This is a genomic window from Variovorax sp. LjRoot175, assembly GCF_964253805.1.
Lineage (GTDB): Bacteria > Pseudomonadota > Gammaproteobacteria > Burkholderiales > Burkholderiaceae_C > Variovorax.
Genome location: NZ_CAXURY020000001.1, coordinates 2,720,606 through 2,735,614, shown reverse-complemented (window position 1 = coordinate 2,735,614; position 15,009 = coordinate 2,720,606). Strand labels below are relative to the sequence as shown.

The following is a 15,009-nucleotide window of genomic DNA, read 5'->3' as shown; positions in this document are numbered from 1 at the left end:
GTTCCTAGGGCGTTTGAAGCGTTCCGTCGGCCAGACGCGTTTGCGTCCATGTGGTCACGACGTTCTCGCACGGGTATTTGCGGGCTTCCTCTTCGTCGATGTCGACGCCGAGGCCCGGCTTGTCGTTTGCGTAGACGTAGCCGTTCTCGAACGCCGGCAGGCCCGGAAAGACGTCGAGCAGCGCATCGCGCGGCCCCTTGAGTTCCTGGATGACGAAGTTGGGCGGCTCCGTGCCCGACCATTCCTGCACGCCGAAATTGCGCGCCGCCAGGTTGATGTGGATGTTGGCCGCGTGGCCGAGCGGTGACATGTCGCCCGGGCCGTGCCATGCCGTTCGCACGCCGAACTGTTCGGCAAAGAGCTGGAGCTTCCTGCCGGGCGTGATGCCGCCGATCTGGCTCAGGTGGACGCGGATGTAATCGATCAGCTGGTCGGTGATCAGCGTCTTCCATTCAGACGGGTTGTTGAACAGCTCGCCCTGCGCCAGCGGGATGCGGGTCTTGTCGCGCAGCTGGCGCAGCCACTTGCCCTCTTCGAGCGCAATCGCATCCTCGAGAAAGAACAGATCGAACCGCTCCATCTCGCAGGCGAACTGGATTGCCTCGATCGGCTTCAGCCGCTCGTGCACGTCGTGGCAGAGCGAGACGTCGAAGCCCACCTTCGCTCGGATGCCTTCGAACAGCTTGATCGTGTCGCGCATGTACGTCCTGCTGTCCAGGTAGATGCCATGCGCAGCACCCCTCGGCGCCGTCGCGGGGGCCGGTCCGAAGGCGCCGCCGCCGTAGCCACCGCTCTGGCAGCGGATGTGGGTGATGCCCTGCTCCCGGTACTTCTGGATGTTGTCGCAGAGTTCGGCCAGGTCCCGGCCGTCCGCATGCCGATAGATCGGCACACCCTCCCGACACTTGCCCCCGAACAGCTGGTAGAGGGGCATGCCGGCCATCTTCCCCTTGATGTCCCATAGCGCCATGTCGACGCCCGAGATGGCGTTGTTCTCGATCGGTCCGTTGCGCCAGTACGCGTTCTGGTGCATCAGCTGCCACAGCTCCTCGATCGCGCTCACGTCCCGCCCGATCAACAAGGGCCGGAGGTATTCCTCGACCAGGCATTGCACGGCCAGATGCCGATAGGAGAAGGTCGCGCAGCCGAGGCCGTACAGCCCGGCCTGGTTGGTTTCCACCTTGACGACGAGGAGGTTGATCCCCTCCGGGGCCGTGAGGATGACTTTGACGTCTGAGATCAGGGTTGCCATGACTTAAAGAATACTGTGATATTTCACCAAAGTTCTTCGTGTTTACCCTATTCACACCCATCCCAGCCTTCGGCAGTCGTTCATTGGAGAAAACGACGCTATCGCCGCAGAAAATCTTGAATATCAGGCTATGCTTACCATGGAACGTGCGATGGGCACGGACCCCCTTCAGACCACGAGCCGCATGCCTTCAACCACCCGTCCGCGACCGCGTCTGGCCGCAAAGAGTGCTTCGGTCCAGGACCCGTCTCGCCGGCGAAGTTCGGTGAGCCTCTCCGACCTGGCCTATGCGCGCATCGAAGAACTGCTGGTCTGCTGCGAACTGAGGCCGGGACTGTTCCTGGCGACGCACGATCTGCAGGGGATGGTCGGCTTCGGTCGTACGCCGGTTCTTCAGGCCGTCAATCGGCTGGCCGCCGATACGCTGGTGCACGTGACGCCACGACATGGCTTGCAGATCGTGCCGGTCGACCTTACGCGCGATCGCGTCCTGCTGCGCTTGCGGCGCGACATGGAGCGTTTCGTGATCCGGTTGGCCACCGAGCGATCCGGTTCTTCACAGCGCAACCAGATGCTGCATCTCAAGCGCCAGTTGGCCGAACACAGGGACGCCATGACGCTCGAGCAGTTCAACGTGGTGGATCGGCGCATCGACCAGCTCTTTCTCGCGGCCGCCGGCGAACCTTTCGTCGAAAGCACGCTGCGGCCGCTGCACACCATCTTCCGTCGCATCGGCTGGATCTATCACACGCATGCGGAGCGGGGTGCCAACTTGCAGGACACGGTGGACGCGCACATTGCCGTCCTTGATGCAGTCGCCACTGGCAATGTTGATGATGCGATTTCGGCCTCCGATCGCCTGGTGGACTTTGTCGAAGGGATGTTCGAAGTGCTTGAGCGTGAAGTCGAGCCGGCGCTTCTGGACTGCCGGCTTGGCGAACTGGACGAGACATTCTTGCGATCGGACTCCTCGTTCGACCATAGGGAAGGTACGTAAGCCACCTTCAATCGATAGGACGACTTCTCTCGGCAGCACGACTAAAAGCTTGCTATTAGATCGTGTGCTATTTATAATTCGCCCATGGCAAGCAAATCACCCGTCGCAGCCCCCTCCGAGGCGTATTCCCTGGCCCTGGAGCAACAGCTTTGCTTTGCGCTCTACTCGACCATGCTGGGCTTCAACAAGGTCTATCGTGGATTGTTGAAGGACCTCGGCCTGACATACCCACAGTATCTGGTCATGCTGGTGTTGTGGGAGCGCGATCGATTGACGGTGTCCGAGATCGGGGAGCAACTGTTTCTGGAGTCGCCCACGCTGACGCCGTTGCTCAAGCGTCTCGAGTCGGCGGAGCTCATCGATCGGCGTCGCTCGACATCGGATGAAAGGCAAGTCGTCGTGTCGCTGACGAGCAAGGGGCGCGCTCTGCGGGCTCGAGCGAAAGCGGTTCCCGCGTGTGTCGCTTCCGCCGCACGGTGTTCGGCGGATGAGTTGCGCTCGATGCGCGAGCGACTGCTGGAGATACGGACGAACTTGTTCAAGAACGCCTCCTGAGCACATCGTGACGGGCACAACACTGTGCCCTCTTTTCCGGCATATACATAGCACACGATTTACTTGCACACGTTTTACATGGCGGCGTCGCGCACCGACATGCACCTCAAGACGCGAAACCTTGAAACCAACCTCCAACGAAGCCTGCTATGAAGACTCTTTCCAAAATCGTCGCCTTGTCCATCATCAGCCTGGCCGCGAGCACAGCGCTGGCAGCCGCCGACAAGCCGGAAACCGCACAGCCTCGTGGCAGCAAAGTTCCGGCCAGCACTCAAGCCAAGCCGGCCGGCAGCTACATCACCACCAAGGACGGTACGCAGATCTACTACAAGGACTGGGGCTCGGGCCAACCCGTTGTCTTCAGCCATGGCTGGCCGCTCAACTCCGACAGCTGGGAATCGCAGATGCTTTTCCTGGCCTCGCAGGGCTTGCGGGTCATCGCGCATGACCGCCGCGGCCATGGCCGTTCCAGCCAGCCCTGGAACGGCAATGACATGGACACCTATGCCGACGACCTGGCCACCCTCATCGAGAAGCTGGACTTGAAGAACGCAGTGCTGGTCGGCTTTTCGACCGGCGGCGGCGAAGTGACGCGCTACATCGGCCGTCACGGCACGAAACGTGTGGCCAAGGCGGTGCTCGTGGGTGCGGTTCCCCCGCTCATGCTGAAGACGCCGGCCAACCCCGGCGGCCTGCCGATCGAGGTGTTCGACGGCATCCGCGCCGGCTCGATCGCGAATCGCTCGCAGCTCTACAAGGACATCGCCTCGGGCCCGTTCTTCGGCTTCAACCGGCCGGGCGCCAAGCCTTCGCAGGGACTCATTGATTCATTCTGGATGCAGGGGATGATGGGCGGCCACAAGAACACCTACGACTCCATCAAGGCGTTCTCGGAAACCGACTTCACCCGAGACCTGAAGAAGTTCGACGTGCCGACGCTCATCGTTCACGGTGACGACGACCAGATCGTGCCGATCGACGCGTCCGGCCGCGCATCGGCCAAGCTGGTCAAGGGCGCGAAGCTGATCGTCTATCCGGGCGCCCCGCATGGTCTCACCGACACGCACAAGGATCGTCTCAACAGCGACCTGCTCGCCTTCATCAAGGCCTGATCAGCGCCAGGCATGCCCGCGCCGTCGGTGCGCGGGTGATCCGTTCATAAGACCGTCGATCGCCTCCAACGAACCGTTCAGCCGACGTGGAATTTGGATGACGCTGCGCCGGTACCGGATGAAGCATTGTCTGAGACTGTTGATCAGAGCGAGGTCACGCCATGTCGAAGCACTCGAAACGCAAACAGGCGCTGCGATATCTCGCAGCACAAGCGGCGATTGCCCTCGGCGTCATGAGCATGCACCCGGTTGTCGCGGCGGAATCCATCTTCAAATGCGGCAAGACCTACACGAACGTGCCGCCCAGCGCGCGGCCGGCGCAGCCTCGGTCCGATGCCTGCGTACTGGTCGACAGCGCAGATCAGCCCAAGGGAAAGACGACAAACATTGCAGTCGACGGATCCCGGCAGATCACCGTTCCCGTCGGCCAGGACGGCCGCTTCTGGATTCATGGCTCCGTCAACGGCTTCCCCGTGCGCTTCGTGATTGACAAGGCTGCCACGGTCAATGCCGGCGTCGCCGTGACCGAAGACTTCGCCGCACGGGCGAACCTGATCGGAGGTTCCCCCGCGCACATGCAGACCGCCGGGGCCGTCATGGATGCGCGTCGCATCGAGCGTGTGCCCATGACCTTCGGGCCCTTCAGCGTGCCGCAGGCCACCGTGGTCGTGGGCTCGCTGGGCCGCAAATCGACGGACGCCCTCCTCGGCCGGGAACTGCTGTCGCTCTTCGACGTCACTGCCAACGACCGTGAACTGACGATCGTGGGCAGATAGAGCGATCACGCGCCCCTCAGAGACAGGTGGATGCCGGCGATCATGCAGCGCACCGAGCCGCCCGCCATTTCGATCGTCGGCACCGACAGGGGAACGAGCCGGGCCGAGCGCTGGATGGTCGTCTTCTGCTGAGCGGTGAGGCTCTCGAGGGCCCGCTGCGACAGCGCCAGGATCCGGCCGTCGCGGCCCGACAGTTCGATCGCGTTGCCGGCGAAGTCGGCGATCTGCCGGGCGCTCAGCGCAATGACCTCGCGCCCCGACTCCTGCAGCCGGGCGCGCAGTTCGGCGGCCCTTCGCTGGTCGGGAACCATGTCGAAACCCACCATCGCAAACTCCGTCGCCACGCACATCAGCACATTGGTGTGATAGATCGGGCGGCCGGCCTCATCCGCCGTGTCGAACAGCATCGGCTCGAAGTTGAAATGGGTGCTGAAGCGCTCCAGCGCCACCGGATCGGCACGGTTCGAGCGCGCCGTGTAGGCCACGCGCGCAAGGTGATCGAACACCATCGCGCCGGTGCCTTCGAGGAACAGGCCATCCTGCTCCAGACCGGAATAATCGATCACGTCCTGCACGCGGTACCTGGACTTGAGCATCTCGATCACGTCGGCACGGCGTTCGCGGCGGCGGCTCGGCGCGTGCATCGGATAGATGGCGACGTGCCCGCCCGGATGCGTGGAGAACCAGTTGTTGGGAAAGACCGAATCCGGCGTGTCGCGGTCTCCCTGGTCTTCGAACAGGTGCACGCGCACGCCTTCGGCTTCGAGGCGCTCCACGGCGGCCGTGACCTCGCGATGCGCTGCGCCGGCCACGGCCTGCGCGGCCTCCTTCGCGGCCAGGCTCTGGAACGCGTTGTCGGCGGCGGTTTCCGGGTTCGGCGTGAACCGGTGCGGGCGGACCATGACCACGGCGGCAGGCGCCTGGATGGAAGGCATGGCGATGAGCCCGTTCATGCGACGCGGCGCATGACGGCATGCGAGGCGCCGCTGCGCGTATGGCGGAACAGGTCCTTCGGATCCTCGGCCCAGGGCACCAGCTCGACGCTCATGCCGAGATTGCGCTTCTCGGTCTGCGCGTGCACGTAGCGCAAGGTCGAGTAATCCTCCAACGCGAAGCCCACGGAGTCGAACACCGTGACCTGGTCAGCGCGCTGGCGGCCCGTTTCGGTGCCGGCGAGCACGCGCCACAGGTCGACGACCGGGAAGTCCTGCGGCAACTGCTGGATGTCGCCCTCGATGCGCGTCTGCGGCTCGTATTCGACGAACACCTGAGCATTTCGCAGAACGTCGGCGTGCAGTTCGGTCTTGCCCGGGCAGTCGCCGCCGATGGCGTTGATGTGCATGCCCGGCTCGATCATTCCGGGCGTGAGGATCGTGGCGTAAGCCTTGTCGGCGGTGACGGTCGTCACGATGTCGGCGCCGCGGACCGCCTCGGCGGTGGAACCGGCGCGAATGATCTTCAGAGACGGGTACGCCGACAGATTGCGGACCAGCTTGTCCGTCGCGCGGGCGTCGACGTCGTAGACGGCGATCTCCTCGATGCCCAGATGGCTGTGGAAGGCGAGCGCCTGGAACTCGCTTTGCGCGCCGTTGCCGATCAGCGCCATGCGGCGCGCATCGGGCCGTGCCAATGCGCGCGCCGCCACGAGCGAGGTCGCGCAGGTGCGCAGCGCGGTGGCGACGGTCAGTTCCGACAAGAGCACCGGGTAGCCGGTCTCGACCTCGGCCAGCACGCCGAAGGCCATGACCGTGTACAGGCCACGCGTGGTGTTGCTCGGATGGCCGTTGACGTACTTGAAAGCGTAGCGCTTGGCGTTGGACACCGGCATCAGTTCGATGACGCCGATCTCCGAGTGATTGGCGACGCGGGCGGACTTGTCGAACTCGGGCCAGCGCACGAAGTCCTGCTGGATGGCATCGGCGAGCTCGCCGATGAAGCGGGGCACACCAATGTCCTGAACGAGGCGGGACATGGTGGGGACGTCTACGAAGCGGGTCATGAAGGGCTCCTGGAAATTGCGATTGCTGCGCGCAGCCATGCCGCAATTGTTCCGTCGCGGGGTGCCAGAATGAACCATCCAACTTGGCAAATTCCTCCTGGAGGATTACATTTTGCTAAGTAGGAATGGCACTTTGAAGATCTGACAATGGACGACACCGACCGCCAACTCATCGCGCTGCTGCGCGACAACGCGCGCATGTCCGTGGTTGCGCTGGCAAAGAAGCTGCGCGTCGCCCGGGCCACGGTGCAGAACAGGATCGCCAAGCTGGAGAGCGACGGAACCGTCGTCGGCTACACGGTGCGCTTGCGGCCGGAGGCGGAGGCCCATCGCATCCGGGCGATCACGAGCATCGAGGTCGAGGGCCACCACGGGCCCGATGTGCTCAAGAAGCTGCGCGGGCATCCGAATGTCGTTGCCTTGCACACGACGAATGGCCGCTGGGACCTGATGGCCGAGTTGCGTGCCGACACCCTGGAGGCGTTCGACAAGGTGCTCAATGCCATCCGCTCGATTCAGGGCATCTCGAACACGGAGACGAGCATCTTGCTGTCCACGCACAAGCTGTAAGCGCGATCAAGGGCATCGGCTGGCAGCTGCGGGTCAGAAGGTCTCCCAGTCGCCGCTGCCGGCTGGCGTGCTCGTGGCGGCCAGTTGCTTGCGCTGCGGCGCGGCAATGGCCCGCCGCGCCGGTGGCTGTGCCGGCCGCACCGGCTGGACGACAGGCCGCGTTTGCACCGGCATCGGCTTGGGCTGGGCCACGACGGGCTGTTCGTCGTCGTCGAGCTTGAAGGTGCCGACGACCTGCGAGAGGTTCCCCGCCTGCTCCTGCATCGATTGCGCCGCAGCCGCCGCCTCTTCCACCAGCGCCGCGTTCTGCTGCGTCACCTGGTCCATCTGCGTGATCGCCTGGTTGATCTGCTCGATGCCCTGCGTCTGCTCGTGGCTCGCTGCCGTGATCTCGCCGATGATGTCCGTCACCCGCTTCACGCTGCCCACGATCTCTTCCATGGTCCTGCCGGCTTCGCCGACCAGTTGGCTGCCGGCATCGACCTTGCCCACCGAATCGTCGATCAGGCCCTTGATTTCCTTGGCGGCGGCGGCCGAGCGCTGCGCGAGGTTGCGCACTTCGGCAGCCACGACTGCGAAGCCTCGGCCCTGCTCGCCGGCTCGCGCGGCTTCCACCGCTGCGTTCAACGCGAGGATGTTGGTCTGGAAGGCAATGCCGTCGATCACGCCGATGATGTCGACGATCTTCTTGGAGGACGCATTGATCGAGGCCATGGTGTGGACCACCTGGCTGACCACGTCGCCGCCCTTGACCGCCACTTCGGAGGCAGAGAGCGCCAGCTGATTCGCTTGACGCGCGTTGTCGGCGTTCTGCTTGACGGTGGAGGTCAGTTCCTCCATCGACGCCGCGGTCTGCTCCAGCGAGCTGGCCTGCTCCTCGGTGCGCGAAGACAGATCCTGATTGCCGGCAGCGATTTGCCTGGATGCCACCACGATCGATTCGGTCGACGCCTTGATGCGGGTCACCACGTCGGTCAGGGTGTCCTCCATTTCGCCCATGCCGCGCAAGAGGCGTCCGAAATCGCCGCCGCGCTCGGTTTCGAATTCCTTGCTGAGGTCGCCCGAAGCCACGGTCTCCGCGATGAAGATCGCTTCGCCCAGCGGCTGCATGATGCTGCGCGCGAGCCAGAGGGTGCAGCCGACGCCCGCCAGCAGGGCAACGAGCCCGAGGCCCAGCATGAGGTTCTGCGTCGAATCGATACGCCGCGCGAGTTCCGGGGTGATGGTGCCGCTGCCAGTGATGTCCTGGAGGCACGCGATGCCGATCGCGACCCCTGTCGCCATCAACAGCAACACGATCCCGAACCCCATACCCAGTCGGGTACTGATCTTCCAATTGCGCATGTGCTTTCCCCGTGACGGCCGCCGATGCTGGGCCAGGTTGTTAGGCATATCGGCAGCCCAGCGCTGAAACTTGAGGGTCCGAATCTAGGTATAAACCCTTGTTCCATGGCGAAACCAGCGTGCCTTGCGGCGCCCTACCCGTCCAACGGCACCCCGCCTCCGAAACGGGCCGCCCATTGATCCCACAGTTCCTGGTTGACGCTGGCGAACGGCCACTGCCATGCGGCCAGCATCTGGAGCTGGAAGTTCTGAGCCTGTAGCAGGCCCTCGATGAATGCGGCCTGCCAGTCGAGGACCGGCTGAATGTTGCCGTAAGGGATGGGAAATGGGCTCGTGAGGGTCATGCCGGTCTCCATGTTGTGCGTGGACCAAGCCTAGTGGATGCCGCCCCGTGCTTCAAGCATGCGCGCCGACCACCCGCTGCACCTTGCCGCTGCGGCCGCGGCGTCCCGTCTCGCCGCTTCGGCAGTGGATGTGCACGCCGGCCGCGCCTTGCCGCACCAGAAAGGCGGAGAGCGCCGCCCGGGCCCGCCGCAAGCTCGTGTCCGCCGCCTTGCCGTGCAAGCCCGTGCGCAGCAGCAGGTCGCAAGGCCCCTGCTGCTCGAGCTGGAAGTCGAACAGGCCCGCATCGTCTTCCAGCACCGTGCTCACGGCCAGCGGCAGGATGCGCACCATCCGCGCACCGGGGCGGCCAAGCCGCAGCGTGTCGTCGTTGCGGCCCTGAACCTCGATCACCGGATGATGGGAGCCGCAGGCGCAAGCCGAAGCGCGCTGCGTGACGCGGTCGCCCAGGTCGTAGCGGATCAGCGGCTGCACATGGTTCGCGAGGTTGGTCAGCAAGGTGGTCGCGCCGGCCTCACCGGCGGGCACCTGGCGGCCACCTTCGTCGACCGATTCGAGGATCGCCCAGTCGCAGTTCAGATGCAGGCTGCCGCAACGGCATTCGGCGGCGAGCGTCAGGAACTCCGAGGCGCCGTAGCTATCGACCACCCGGCAGCCCAGGGCCTGTTGCAGGAAATCGCGCGTCGCCGTCGAGAGGTCTTCGCCGCCGGTCCACAGCTCGCGCGGCGCCGTCTCGAGCCGGCCGGCAAGGCGCTCCTCCGCCAGCAGCACGGCCACGCTCGGATAGGTGGCGATGACAGCGGGTGCCAATGCATTCAGTTCTGCCACCAGCTTGCCGGCGGGCTGCAGGAACGAGATGCTGCGGAGGCTGCCGGCCAGCGCAGGATTCAGCCGCCGCAGCCGCTCGATCGACACCGTGCTGGCGAAGTGGCCGCAGGTCGCACCGACGAAGGCGATGCCTTCGCCGACGGACCACGGGTCCATCATCCGCTGAAGCGGCCGCAGCACCGGCCGCCGCCAAAATTCGAGCGCGTCGTACACCGCCATCGCCCGGGCATCCTGCACGAAGATGGCCGGCTCGCCGCTGCTGCCCGAGCTCTCCCACACCACGTAGCGGCCGAGGAAAGGGTCCGCGATGCGAGAGCGGTCGGAGGCGAAGCGGCGCAGCGCATCGAGCCGCAGCGCGGGATCGGTGACCCAGTCATCGAACCGGCGCATCAATTCGGCCTTCTGCGCAATCGGCAGCTCTTCGAGGCGCAGGCGCGCCGGATCGCGGCCCGCGAGCAGCTTGCGGTACAGCGCCGATCCGCGCGCTGCGGACCTCAGCAGATCGGCCAGACGCCGCGCCCGCCGGCCGGCCAGCGCCTCTGCGCTCGCATGCGAGGCCACGGCCACGTCGGCGGCGACAAAGCTCGTGAGCCAGGGATCGAAGGGCGGCAGCATGGTGCGGCGGAGAAAGAGGCGCCATGGTGGACGCACTCGCCGGCAATGCCAAGAAGATTCGCGCGCGGCGCGATGCCGGCAGGGGTTTAGGGCCTGTTAGCAGGCCCTACCGCAGGTCGCGGCGCGCCAGCAACACGTTGCCGCCGGTGGTGTTGAACGAGATGGTCGGTGCGCTGAAGTCGCTCAAGGGTGCACCGAGCCCGATTTCGCCGCTGCCGTGCAGCACGCATTCGTCGCGCCGCAGCGCGATCTCGCCGCTGGCGCCGGCCGTGCCGTGAAAGCGGACCCAGGTGCCGTAGGTGCTGACGTCGACCAGCACGCAACTGCCCTGCCGCGCTTCGATGCGCGCGTGCAGCCGCGACACGCGCGGATCGTTGACCACGAACTGGGCTTCGTCGACGCGCCCCAGATGGATAGGCAGCTCCGCGGCGCGAAACATCGAGCGCACGTCCAGCCATGCGAGTTCGATCTGCCCGAAGGACGAATCGGCGCCTCGCGCCGGCGGCGCCAGGGAGGCCGGCATCGTGAGGAACTCCGAGACCTCGTCCTGCCAATCGATACGGTGGACGATCGGCATCTCGTTCTTGCCGCGGATGTTGATCGGGCCGAGGCTGCGGTGGCGTACCTCGCCGCCCACCAATTCGTCGATGACCGATTCCGTGGCCCAGATCTGGCTCGGGCCGGCCAGATCGCTGAGCCGCGAAGCCAGGTTGACCGCGTCGCCATAGCAGTCGCCGTCGACTTCGACCACCTCGCCGCTCGCCACGCCGATCTGAAGCTCCATCCTGAGCGGTGCGGGCCAGGTCTGAAGCCGCTTCTGGTGGTTGCGCTGGAGTTCCAGCACGGCCCGGGTGGCGGTCGCACCATTGGCGAATATCGCAAAGATGCCATCGCCCAGCGATTTCACGACGCGGCCGCCGTGCGCCTCGCAAACACCCCCGATCCACTGAATCAGTCTTGTGACAGTGTCGGTTGCACGTGCATTCCCCATGGCCTCGAAGACCCGGGTGCTCCCCGTCAGGTCAGCAAAAACGACAGTGGGGTGGGCGCTCATTGTGTGCAATTTTTGGTAGCTCTCGCCGAGGGATTATGGCAAAGCATCAGAAAAACGCCCTTTCAGCGTGTCAAATCGACCGGGAAGCCGCTGCGCCTGTTGCTTTTTCATTTCGATACAGCGCTTGTCGCTCATTTCACTCGTCAGGTAGAACTTAGGTATCAATTCTTCGACCAGTGCATGAACTGATTCGTGAAGTATGTTGTTTTTGAACATGAAATGATGTTTCCACACTTGTGTGGCGTCCTGCGCGGCTTTAACGTAGCAACCCTCAAGGCCTCCGGCAAAACGCCTTCGTCTTTCATGGTGTCACTCAGCACTTTCTTCCGCTTTCTGTCGCTCCCGAGCCTCGGCTTGCGCCGCTCGGCTGACCGTCAGATGGGCCAGATCCGTACTGCGATGCTGTCGCTGCTGCAAGTCCACGGCGGCCATTCCGTTCAGCGGGTTGCCCAGCGCGTTCGCTTTGCCGGCGATCTCGAGGCGCTCTGGTACCTGCGCCAGGACGTGCTGACCGCGCTGAGCGCGATCGATGGCGAGGTCGCCGCCCGCCGCCAGATGAGACAGATCAACCGCCTGTTCAAGGGCGGCCTGCCCGGCGCGATGGGGCCCAGACCGCACCACCGCATCACCACCTGAAGGGCTGTTGCATAGCAGCCTTTTTCTTTTTTCAATGCGCGTGCCGGTGTCCCCACACCATGAAGACGTCGCGTGCGTCTGCCGCCAGTTCCACCTTGGCCCCCACGGGCAACAGCACCTTCGTCGGCACATGACCGAAGGGCAGGCCCGCCAGCACCGGCACCTTGATCAGTTCGCGCAGCCGTGAAACGACGGTCTGCATGCTGAAGCCGCGATCGTGCGGCACTTTCTTGGCGCCGGTGAACTGCCCGAAGATCACCGCCTTCTGACGGCCCAGCACGCCCGCGTGGCGCAACTGGTCGAGCATGCGTTCGACGCGGTAGGGATGCTCGTTCACGTCTTCGAAGAAAAGCACGCCCTTGTCGATCTGGGGAAAGTACGGCGTGCCCAGCAGGCTGGTGAGCACGCAGAGATTGCCGCCCCACAGCACCGCATCGTGAATGCCGCGAAAGCCCGGCATCGCCGCGGCATCGCGCGCCGGCATGCGCCAGCCTGTGCCCTCGCCCCGCCCGCTCAGCAGATCGTCGAAGCAGGCTTCCATGATGTCGTCGGCGCCATCCTCGGCGCCGAAGTCCTCGCCGAGCGCGGGGCCGGCCCAGCTCACGGCGCCGGTTTTCACGAGAAGCGCGTTCTGCAGGGCCGTGAAATCGCTGAGTCCCACGAACTCGGTGCCGCGCTCGATCGCGCGGGTCACGGCCTTGTAGGGGATGGCATCGAGGATGCGCGTGAGCCCATAGCCGCCGCGCGAGATCAGCGCCACGTCGGCGCGGCTGCCCGCGGCGCGCGCGATGGCGGCCAGGCGGGTGGCATCGTCGCCGGCAAAGCGCTGATGGCTGTCGAGCGCGGCTTCGTCCAGTTCGACTTCATGGCCCAGCGCCTGCAGGCGCTTCACGCCGCGCCGGAATGCGGCCTTGTTGCGAACCGCGCTGGAGGGCGAGTAGATGTAGATGTGTTTCTTTTTCACGGGGCGAAGTATCCCATTGCCCCCTGTGCCAGCCGGGACGCCTGTGCTGCGTCAGGGCCCGAGACGCCCCGCGGAGTCGGGCCCAGGACACGCAATGCGGCTTCGTATCCGCGGTCGGGAAAGGGCGCGCGCCATGCGTCGGCCACGGGCTCGCCGGCGTCGGGCGCCAGCAGCGCCAAGGGAAAGCGCGCGGGCATGGCAGCGCGCAGCAGCGACGCGAGTTCGGAAGCGCCGGCGCTGTGCACCAGGACCAGCGGGCCCGGCTGCAGGCGCTCCAGCCATTCGAGCAGCACGTCGCGATGCCAGGTCCATTGGTGCACGGCCTCCCGTTTGGGCTTGTCGCTTTGGCCGAAGCCGATCAGGTCGGGCGCCAGCACGCGCAGCGTCTGCAAGGCCGCGAGATGGCGGAAGAAGTAGCTCCATTCGCCCGGTCCGTGCAGGCAGAGGCAGGTGCAAGCGGCGCCACTCGGCCCTTCGTCCAGGTAGTGCATGCGCCAGCCCTGCAGACTCGGCAGATCGCTCACGTAGTTCGGCGCGAAGCTGTAGCCGGCGAGCGCGCCGAAGCGTTCGACCGGCGTGCGCAAGGCATCGTCGCGCAGGGGTTCGGCCGCTTCGCGCGCCGCGCTGCGGCGGCCCTTGAAGAAATCCTGCAGCAGATCGCCGCATTCCGCTGCAAGCACGCCGCCCTGCACGTGCGTGCGATGGTTGAGTTGGCTCTGCGCGAACAGGTCGAGTACCGATCCCGCGGCACCGGTCTTCGGATCGGCCGCGCCGAACACGACGCGGGCCAGGCGCGCATGCAGCATCGCGCCGGCGCACATGGCGCAGGGTTCGAGCGTCACATAGAGCTCGCAGCCGTCGAGGCGATAGTTACCGAGCGCCGTACCGCCCGCGCGCAGCGCGTTCATTTCGGCATGCGCGCTGGGGTCGTGCTGCGCGACCGGCGCGTTGCGTCCGCTGGCGACGAGCCGGCCGTCCTTCACGAGCACCGCGCCCACCGGCACTTCGCCGGCCTCGGCCGCCAGCCGCGCTTCGGCCAGCGCGAGCTGCATCCAGTGCGCGTCATTTGTCATCGGTCAGGGGGCGCGGCTGCTGCATCGCGGCGTCCAGCGATTGCTTGAACTGCTCTTGGACCTGCTGGCTTTGCGTGCGTGCGTCGGCGGCCGGTGCGCCCGCGACGCCGCCCATCTGCTTCCTGGCCAGCAGCCCGACGATGGCGAGCGCGAGCACCAGGCCGATCAAGCCGAGGGCGCGCATCTCAGCCTTCCTCCGTCTGCGCCGCGCCGGCCTTCATGCCGAGCCGCTGCATCCACGCGGCCAGCGCCTGTTCGTCGGGCGTGCCCTCGCTGTAGCGCGCGTGCATGGCGGCATGCGATTCGCGCCGGTGCTGGTTGAGCTTGACCTTGCACTGCAATGCCGTCACCTGCAGCTCGAAGCCGACGATGCCGTTCAGCATCTTGTTCTGGAACTCCTCACCGAGTTCGCGCCACTGCTGGGCGTAGGCCGGCTCGTGCTGGCCGATCAAGCGCTTGAGCAGCGCATCTTTTTCAGCCGGCGTCTCGATCAGCTCGGCCTGGACCGTGCAATGCACCGCCAGGTAGTTCCAGGTCGGCACGCGCGCGAGGTCGGGGTAGACCGAGGGCGACATGTAGGCATGCGGCCCCAGGAAACTCACCAGCGCCTGCGGCCGCGCCTGCAGGTAGCGCCAGTGCGGATTGGGCTTGGCGCAATGGCCGAAGAGTGCGAAGCCGCCCTCCCCGCGGTCGTCGAGCACCAGCGGCAGGTGCGAGACGTAGGGCAGCCCGTCGTCGTCGGTCGAGATCAGGCTGGCGAAAGGATGCGCGCGCATCAGTTCCGCGGCGATGGCACGGTCTGGCGAATTGAACTGGGGTGGCATGTACATGGAGCGGCCCTGCATCGAGGATCGCCCGATTGTCCCCGAGCCGGGGGCCCGTTCGCAGGCCC

The 15,009-nt window shown here is 65.4% G+C and carries 18 protein-coding genes; 6 read left to right on the top strand and 12 right to left on the bottom strand.

Annotation, left to right across the window (positions count from 1 at the left end):
• Window positions 1-4 precede the first annotated feature (4 nt).
• Window positions 5-1,252 carry an enolase C-terminal domain-like protein gene (locus tag ACSQ89_RS13680; protein ID WP_093107390.1) on the bottom strand — a complete coding sequence of 416 codons (1,248 nt, stop codon included), beginning with the start codon at window positions 1,250-1,252 and terminating at the stop codon, window positions 5-7.
• A gap of 265 nt (window positions 1,253-1,517) precedes the next feature.
• On the opposite strand from ACSQ89_RS13680, the gene ACSQ89_RS13675 reads away from it, so the two are divergent.
• The 4 genes from ACSQ89_RS13675 to ACSQ89_RS13660 all read left to right on the top strand — a co-directional run bounded on the left by ACSQ89_RS13675 (window position 1,518) and on the right by ACSQ89_RS13660 (window position 4,692).
• On the top strand, window positions 1,518-2,249 hold the full coding sequence (locus ACSQ89_RS13675) for a GntR family transcriptional regulator (protein WP_436290418.1): 732 nt from the start codon (window positions 1,518-1,520) through the stop codon (window positions 2,247-2,249).
• A gap of 84 nt (window positions 2,250-2,333) precedes the next feature.
• Window positions 2,334-2,804: a MarR family winged helix-turn-helix transcriptional regulator gene (locus ACSQ89_RS13670; RefSeq protein ID WP_436290419.1), complete on the top strand. Its 471-nt coding sequence runs from the start codon at window positions 2,334-2,336 to the stop codon at window positions 2,802-2,804.
• A 149-nt stretch (window positions 2,805-2,953) separates the two neighbouring features.
• Window positions 2,954-3,916, top strand: coding sequence for an alpha/beta fold hydrolase (locus ACSQ89_RS13665; protein ID WP_436290420.1), 963 nt, complete (start codon window positions 2,954-2,956; stop codon window positions 3,914-3,916).
• Between the two features lie 161 nt (window positions 3,917-4,077).
• Window positions 4,078-4,692 carry a retropepsin-like aspartic protease family protein gene (locus ACSQ89_RS13660; RefSeq protein WP_436290421.1) on the top strand — a complete coding sequence of 205 codons (615 nt, stop codon included), beginning with the start codon at window positions 4,078-4,080 and terminating at the stop codon, window positions 4,690-4,692.
• 5 nt (window positions 4,693-4,697) lie between these two features.
• On the opposite strand, the gene ctlX is transcribed toward ACSQ89_RS13660, so the two are convergent.
• Both ctlX and ACSQ89_RS13650 read right to left on the bottom strand, forming a co-directional pair.
• On the bottom strand, window positions 4,698-5,627 hold the full coding sequence (gene ctlX, locus ACSQ89_RS13655; RefSeq protein WP_093107828.1) for a citrulline utilization hydrolase CtlX: 930 nt from the start codon (window positions 5,625-5,627) through the stop codon (window positions 4,698-4,700).
• 14 nt (window positions 5,628-5,641) lie between these two features.
• Window positions 5,642-6,691 (bottom strand): ornithine cyclodeaminase, encoded by a 1,050-nt coding sequence (locus tag ACSQ89_RS13650; protein ID WP_093107830.1) that lies wholly within the window; start codon window positions 6,689-6,691, stop codon window positions 5,642-5,644.
• Window positions 6,692-6,838: 147 nt separating this feature from the next.
• Here ACSQ89_RS13650 and ACSQ89_RS13645 point away from each other — a divergent pair, with 147 nt between their 5' ends.
• Window positions 6,839-7,261: an Lrp/AsnC family transcriptional regulator gene (locus tag ACSQ89_RS13645; protein ID WP_093107398.1), complete on the top strand. Its 423-nt coding sequence runs from the start codon at window positions 6,839-6,841 to the stop codon at window positions 7,259-7,261.
• A 33-nt stretch (window positions 7,262-7,294) separates the two neighbouring features.
• On the opposite strand, the gene ACSQ89_RS13640 is transcribed toward ACSQ89_RS13645, so the two are convergent.
• The 5 genes from ACSQ89_RS13640 to ACSQ89_RS13620 all read right to left on the bottom strand — a co-directional run bounded on the left by ACSQ89_RS13640 (window position 7,295) and on the right by ACSQ89_RS13620 (window position 11,660).
• Complete coding sequence (locus ACSQ89_RS13640) at window positions 7,295-8,605, bottom strand: methyl-accepting chemotaxis protein (RefSeq protein ID WP_436290422.1); 1,311 nt, start codon at window positions 8,603-8,605, stop codon at window positions 7,295-7,297.
• Window positions 8,606-8,739: 134 nt separating this feature from the next.
• Entirely contained in the window at window positions 8,740-8,949 is a 210-nt protein-coding gene (locus tag ACSQ89_RS13635; RefSeq protein ID WP_244503878.1) for a hypothetical protein, read from the bottom strand.
• Window positions 8,950-9,001: 52 nt separating this feature from the next.
• Window positions 9,002-10,390 carry a phenylacetate--CoA ligase family protein gene (locus ACSQ89_RS13630; protein WP_436290423.1) on the bottom strand — a complete coding sequence of 463 codons (1,389 nt, stop codon included), beginning with the start codon at window positions 10,388-10,390 and terminating at the stop codon, window positions 9,002-9,004.
• A 106-nt stretch (window positions 10,391-10,496) separates the two neighbouring features.
• Window positions 10,497-11,444, bottom strand: a complete 948-nt coding sequence (locus ACSQ89_RS13625; protein ID WP_436290424.1) for an adenylate/guanylate cyclase domain-containing protein — start codon at window positions 11,442-11,444, stop codon at window positions 10,497-10,499.
• A 33-nt stretch (window positions 11,445-11,477) separates the two neighbouring features.
• On the bottom strand, window positions 11,478-11,660 hold the full coding sequence (locus ACSQ89_RS13620; protein WP_436290425.1) for a hypothetical protein: 183 nt from the start codon (window positions 11,658-11,660) through the stop codon (window positions 11,478-11,480).
• On the opposite strand from ACSQ89_RS13620, the gene ACSQ89_RS13615 reads away from it, so the two are divergent.
• Complete coding sequence (locus tag ACSQ89_RS13615; RefSeq protein WP_436290426.1) at window positions 11,637-12,080, top strand: hypothetical protein; 444 nt, start codon at window positions 11,637-11,639, stop codon at window positions 12,078-12,080. The genes ACSQ89_RS13620 and ACSQ89_RS13615 overlap by 24 nt on opposite strands.
• Before the next feature lie 31 nt (window positions 12,081-12,111).
• Here ACSQ89_RS13615 and ACSQ89_RS13610 read toward each other — a convergent pair whose 3' ends face one another.
• From ACSQ89_RS13610 to ACSQ89_RS13595, 4 genes are read right to left on the bottom strand one after another with little or no spacing between them, the layout of a single operon-like run.
• Window positions 12,112-13,044, bottom strand: a complete 933-nt coding sequence (locus tag ACSQ89_RS13610) for an LD-carboxypeptidase (RefSeq protein WP_436290427.1) — start codon at window positions 13,042-13,044, stop codon at window positions 12,112-12,114.
• Window positions 13,041-14,117 (bottom strand): tRNA adenosine(34) deaminase TadA, encoded by a 1,077-nt coding sequence (gene tadA / locus ACSQ89_RS13605; protein ID WP_436290428.1) that lies wholly within the window; start codon window positions 14,115-14,117, stop codon window positions 13,041-13,043. Before tadA ends, ACSQ89_RS13610 begins: the two co-directional genes overlap by 4 nt.
• The gene (locus ACSQ89_RS13600) at window positions 14,107-14,301 is read right to left on the bottom strand and encodes a hypothetical protein (RefSeq protein ID WP_093107413.1); all 195 of its coding nucleotides are present in this window, start codon (window positions 14,299-14,301) and stop codon (window positions 14,107-14,109) included. The genes tadA and ACSQ89_RS13600 overlap by 11 nt, the downstream gene beginning before the upstream one ends.
• A gap of 1 nt (window position 14,302) precedes the next feature.
• Window positions 14,303-14,947, bottom strand: coding sequence for an FMN-binding negative transcriptional regulator (locus ACSQ89_RS13595; protein ID WP_436290429.1), 645 nt, complete (start codon window positions 14,945-14,947; stop codon window positions 14,303-14,305).
• Window positions 14,948-15,009 lie beyond the last annotated feature (62 nt).

Coding starts and splice junctions, on each gene's coding strand:
- ACSQ89_RS13680 (WP_093107390.1), bottom strand. CDS start 1,252: ATGGCAACCCTGATCTCAGACGTCAAAGTCATCCTCACGGCCCCGGAG.
- ACSQ89_RS13670 (WP_436290419.1), top strand. CDS start 2,334: ATGGCAAGCAAATCACCCGTCGCAGCCCCCTCCGAGGCGTATTCCCTG.
- ACSQ89_RS13665 (WP_436290420.1), top strand. CDS start 2,954: ATGAAGACTCTTTCCAAAATCGTCGCCTTGTCCATCATCAGCCTGGCC.
- ACSQ89_RS13660 (WP_436290421.1), top strand. CDS start 4,078: ATGTCGAAGCACTCGAAACGCAAACAGGCGCTGCGATATCTCGCAGCA.
- ctlX (WP_093107828.1), bottom strand. CDS start 5,627: ATGCCTTCCATCCAGGCGCCTGCCGCCGTGGTCATGGTCCGCCCGCAC.
- ACSQ89_RS13650 (WP_093107830.1), bottom strand. CDS start 6,691: ATGACCCGCTTCGTAGACGTCCCCACCATGTCCCGCCTCGTTCAGGAC.
- ACSQ89_RS13645 (WP_093107398.1), top strand. CDS start 6,839: ATGGACGACACCGACCGCCAACTCATCGCGCTGCTGCGCGACAACGCG.
- ACSQ89_RS13640 (WP_436290422.1), bottom strand. CDS start 8,605: ATGCGCAATTGGAAGATCAGTACCCGACTGGGTATGGGGTTCGGGATC.
- ACSQ89_RS13635 (WP_244503878.1), bottom strand. CDS start 8,949: ATGACCCTCACGAGCCCATTTCCCATCCCTTACGGCAACATTCAGCCG.
- ACSQ89_RS13630 (WP_436290423.1), bottom strand. CDS start 10,390: ATGCTGCCGCCCTTCGATCCCTGGCTCACGAGCTTTGTCGCCGCCGAC.
- ACSQ89_RS13625 (WP_436290424.1), bottom strand. CDS start 11,444: ATGAGCGCCCACCCCACTGTCGTTTTTGCTGACCTGACGGGGAGCACC.
- ACSQ89_RS13620 (WP_436290425.1), bottom strand. CDS start 11,660: ATGTTCAAAAACAACATACTTCACGAATCAGTTCATGCACTGGTCGAA.
- tadA (WP_436290428.1), bottom strand. CDS start 14,117: ATGACAAATGACGCGCACTGGATGCAGCTCGCGCTGGCCGAAGCGCGG.
- ACSQ89_RS13600 (WP_093107413.1), bottom strand. CDS start 14,301: ATGCGCGCCCTCGGCTTGATCGGCCTGGTGCTCGCGCTCGCCATCGTC.
- ACSQ89_RS13595 (WP_436290429.1), bottom strand. CDS start 14,947: ATGTACATGCCACCCCAGTTCAATTCGCCAGACCGTGCCATCGCCGCG.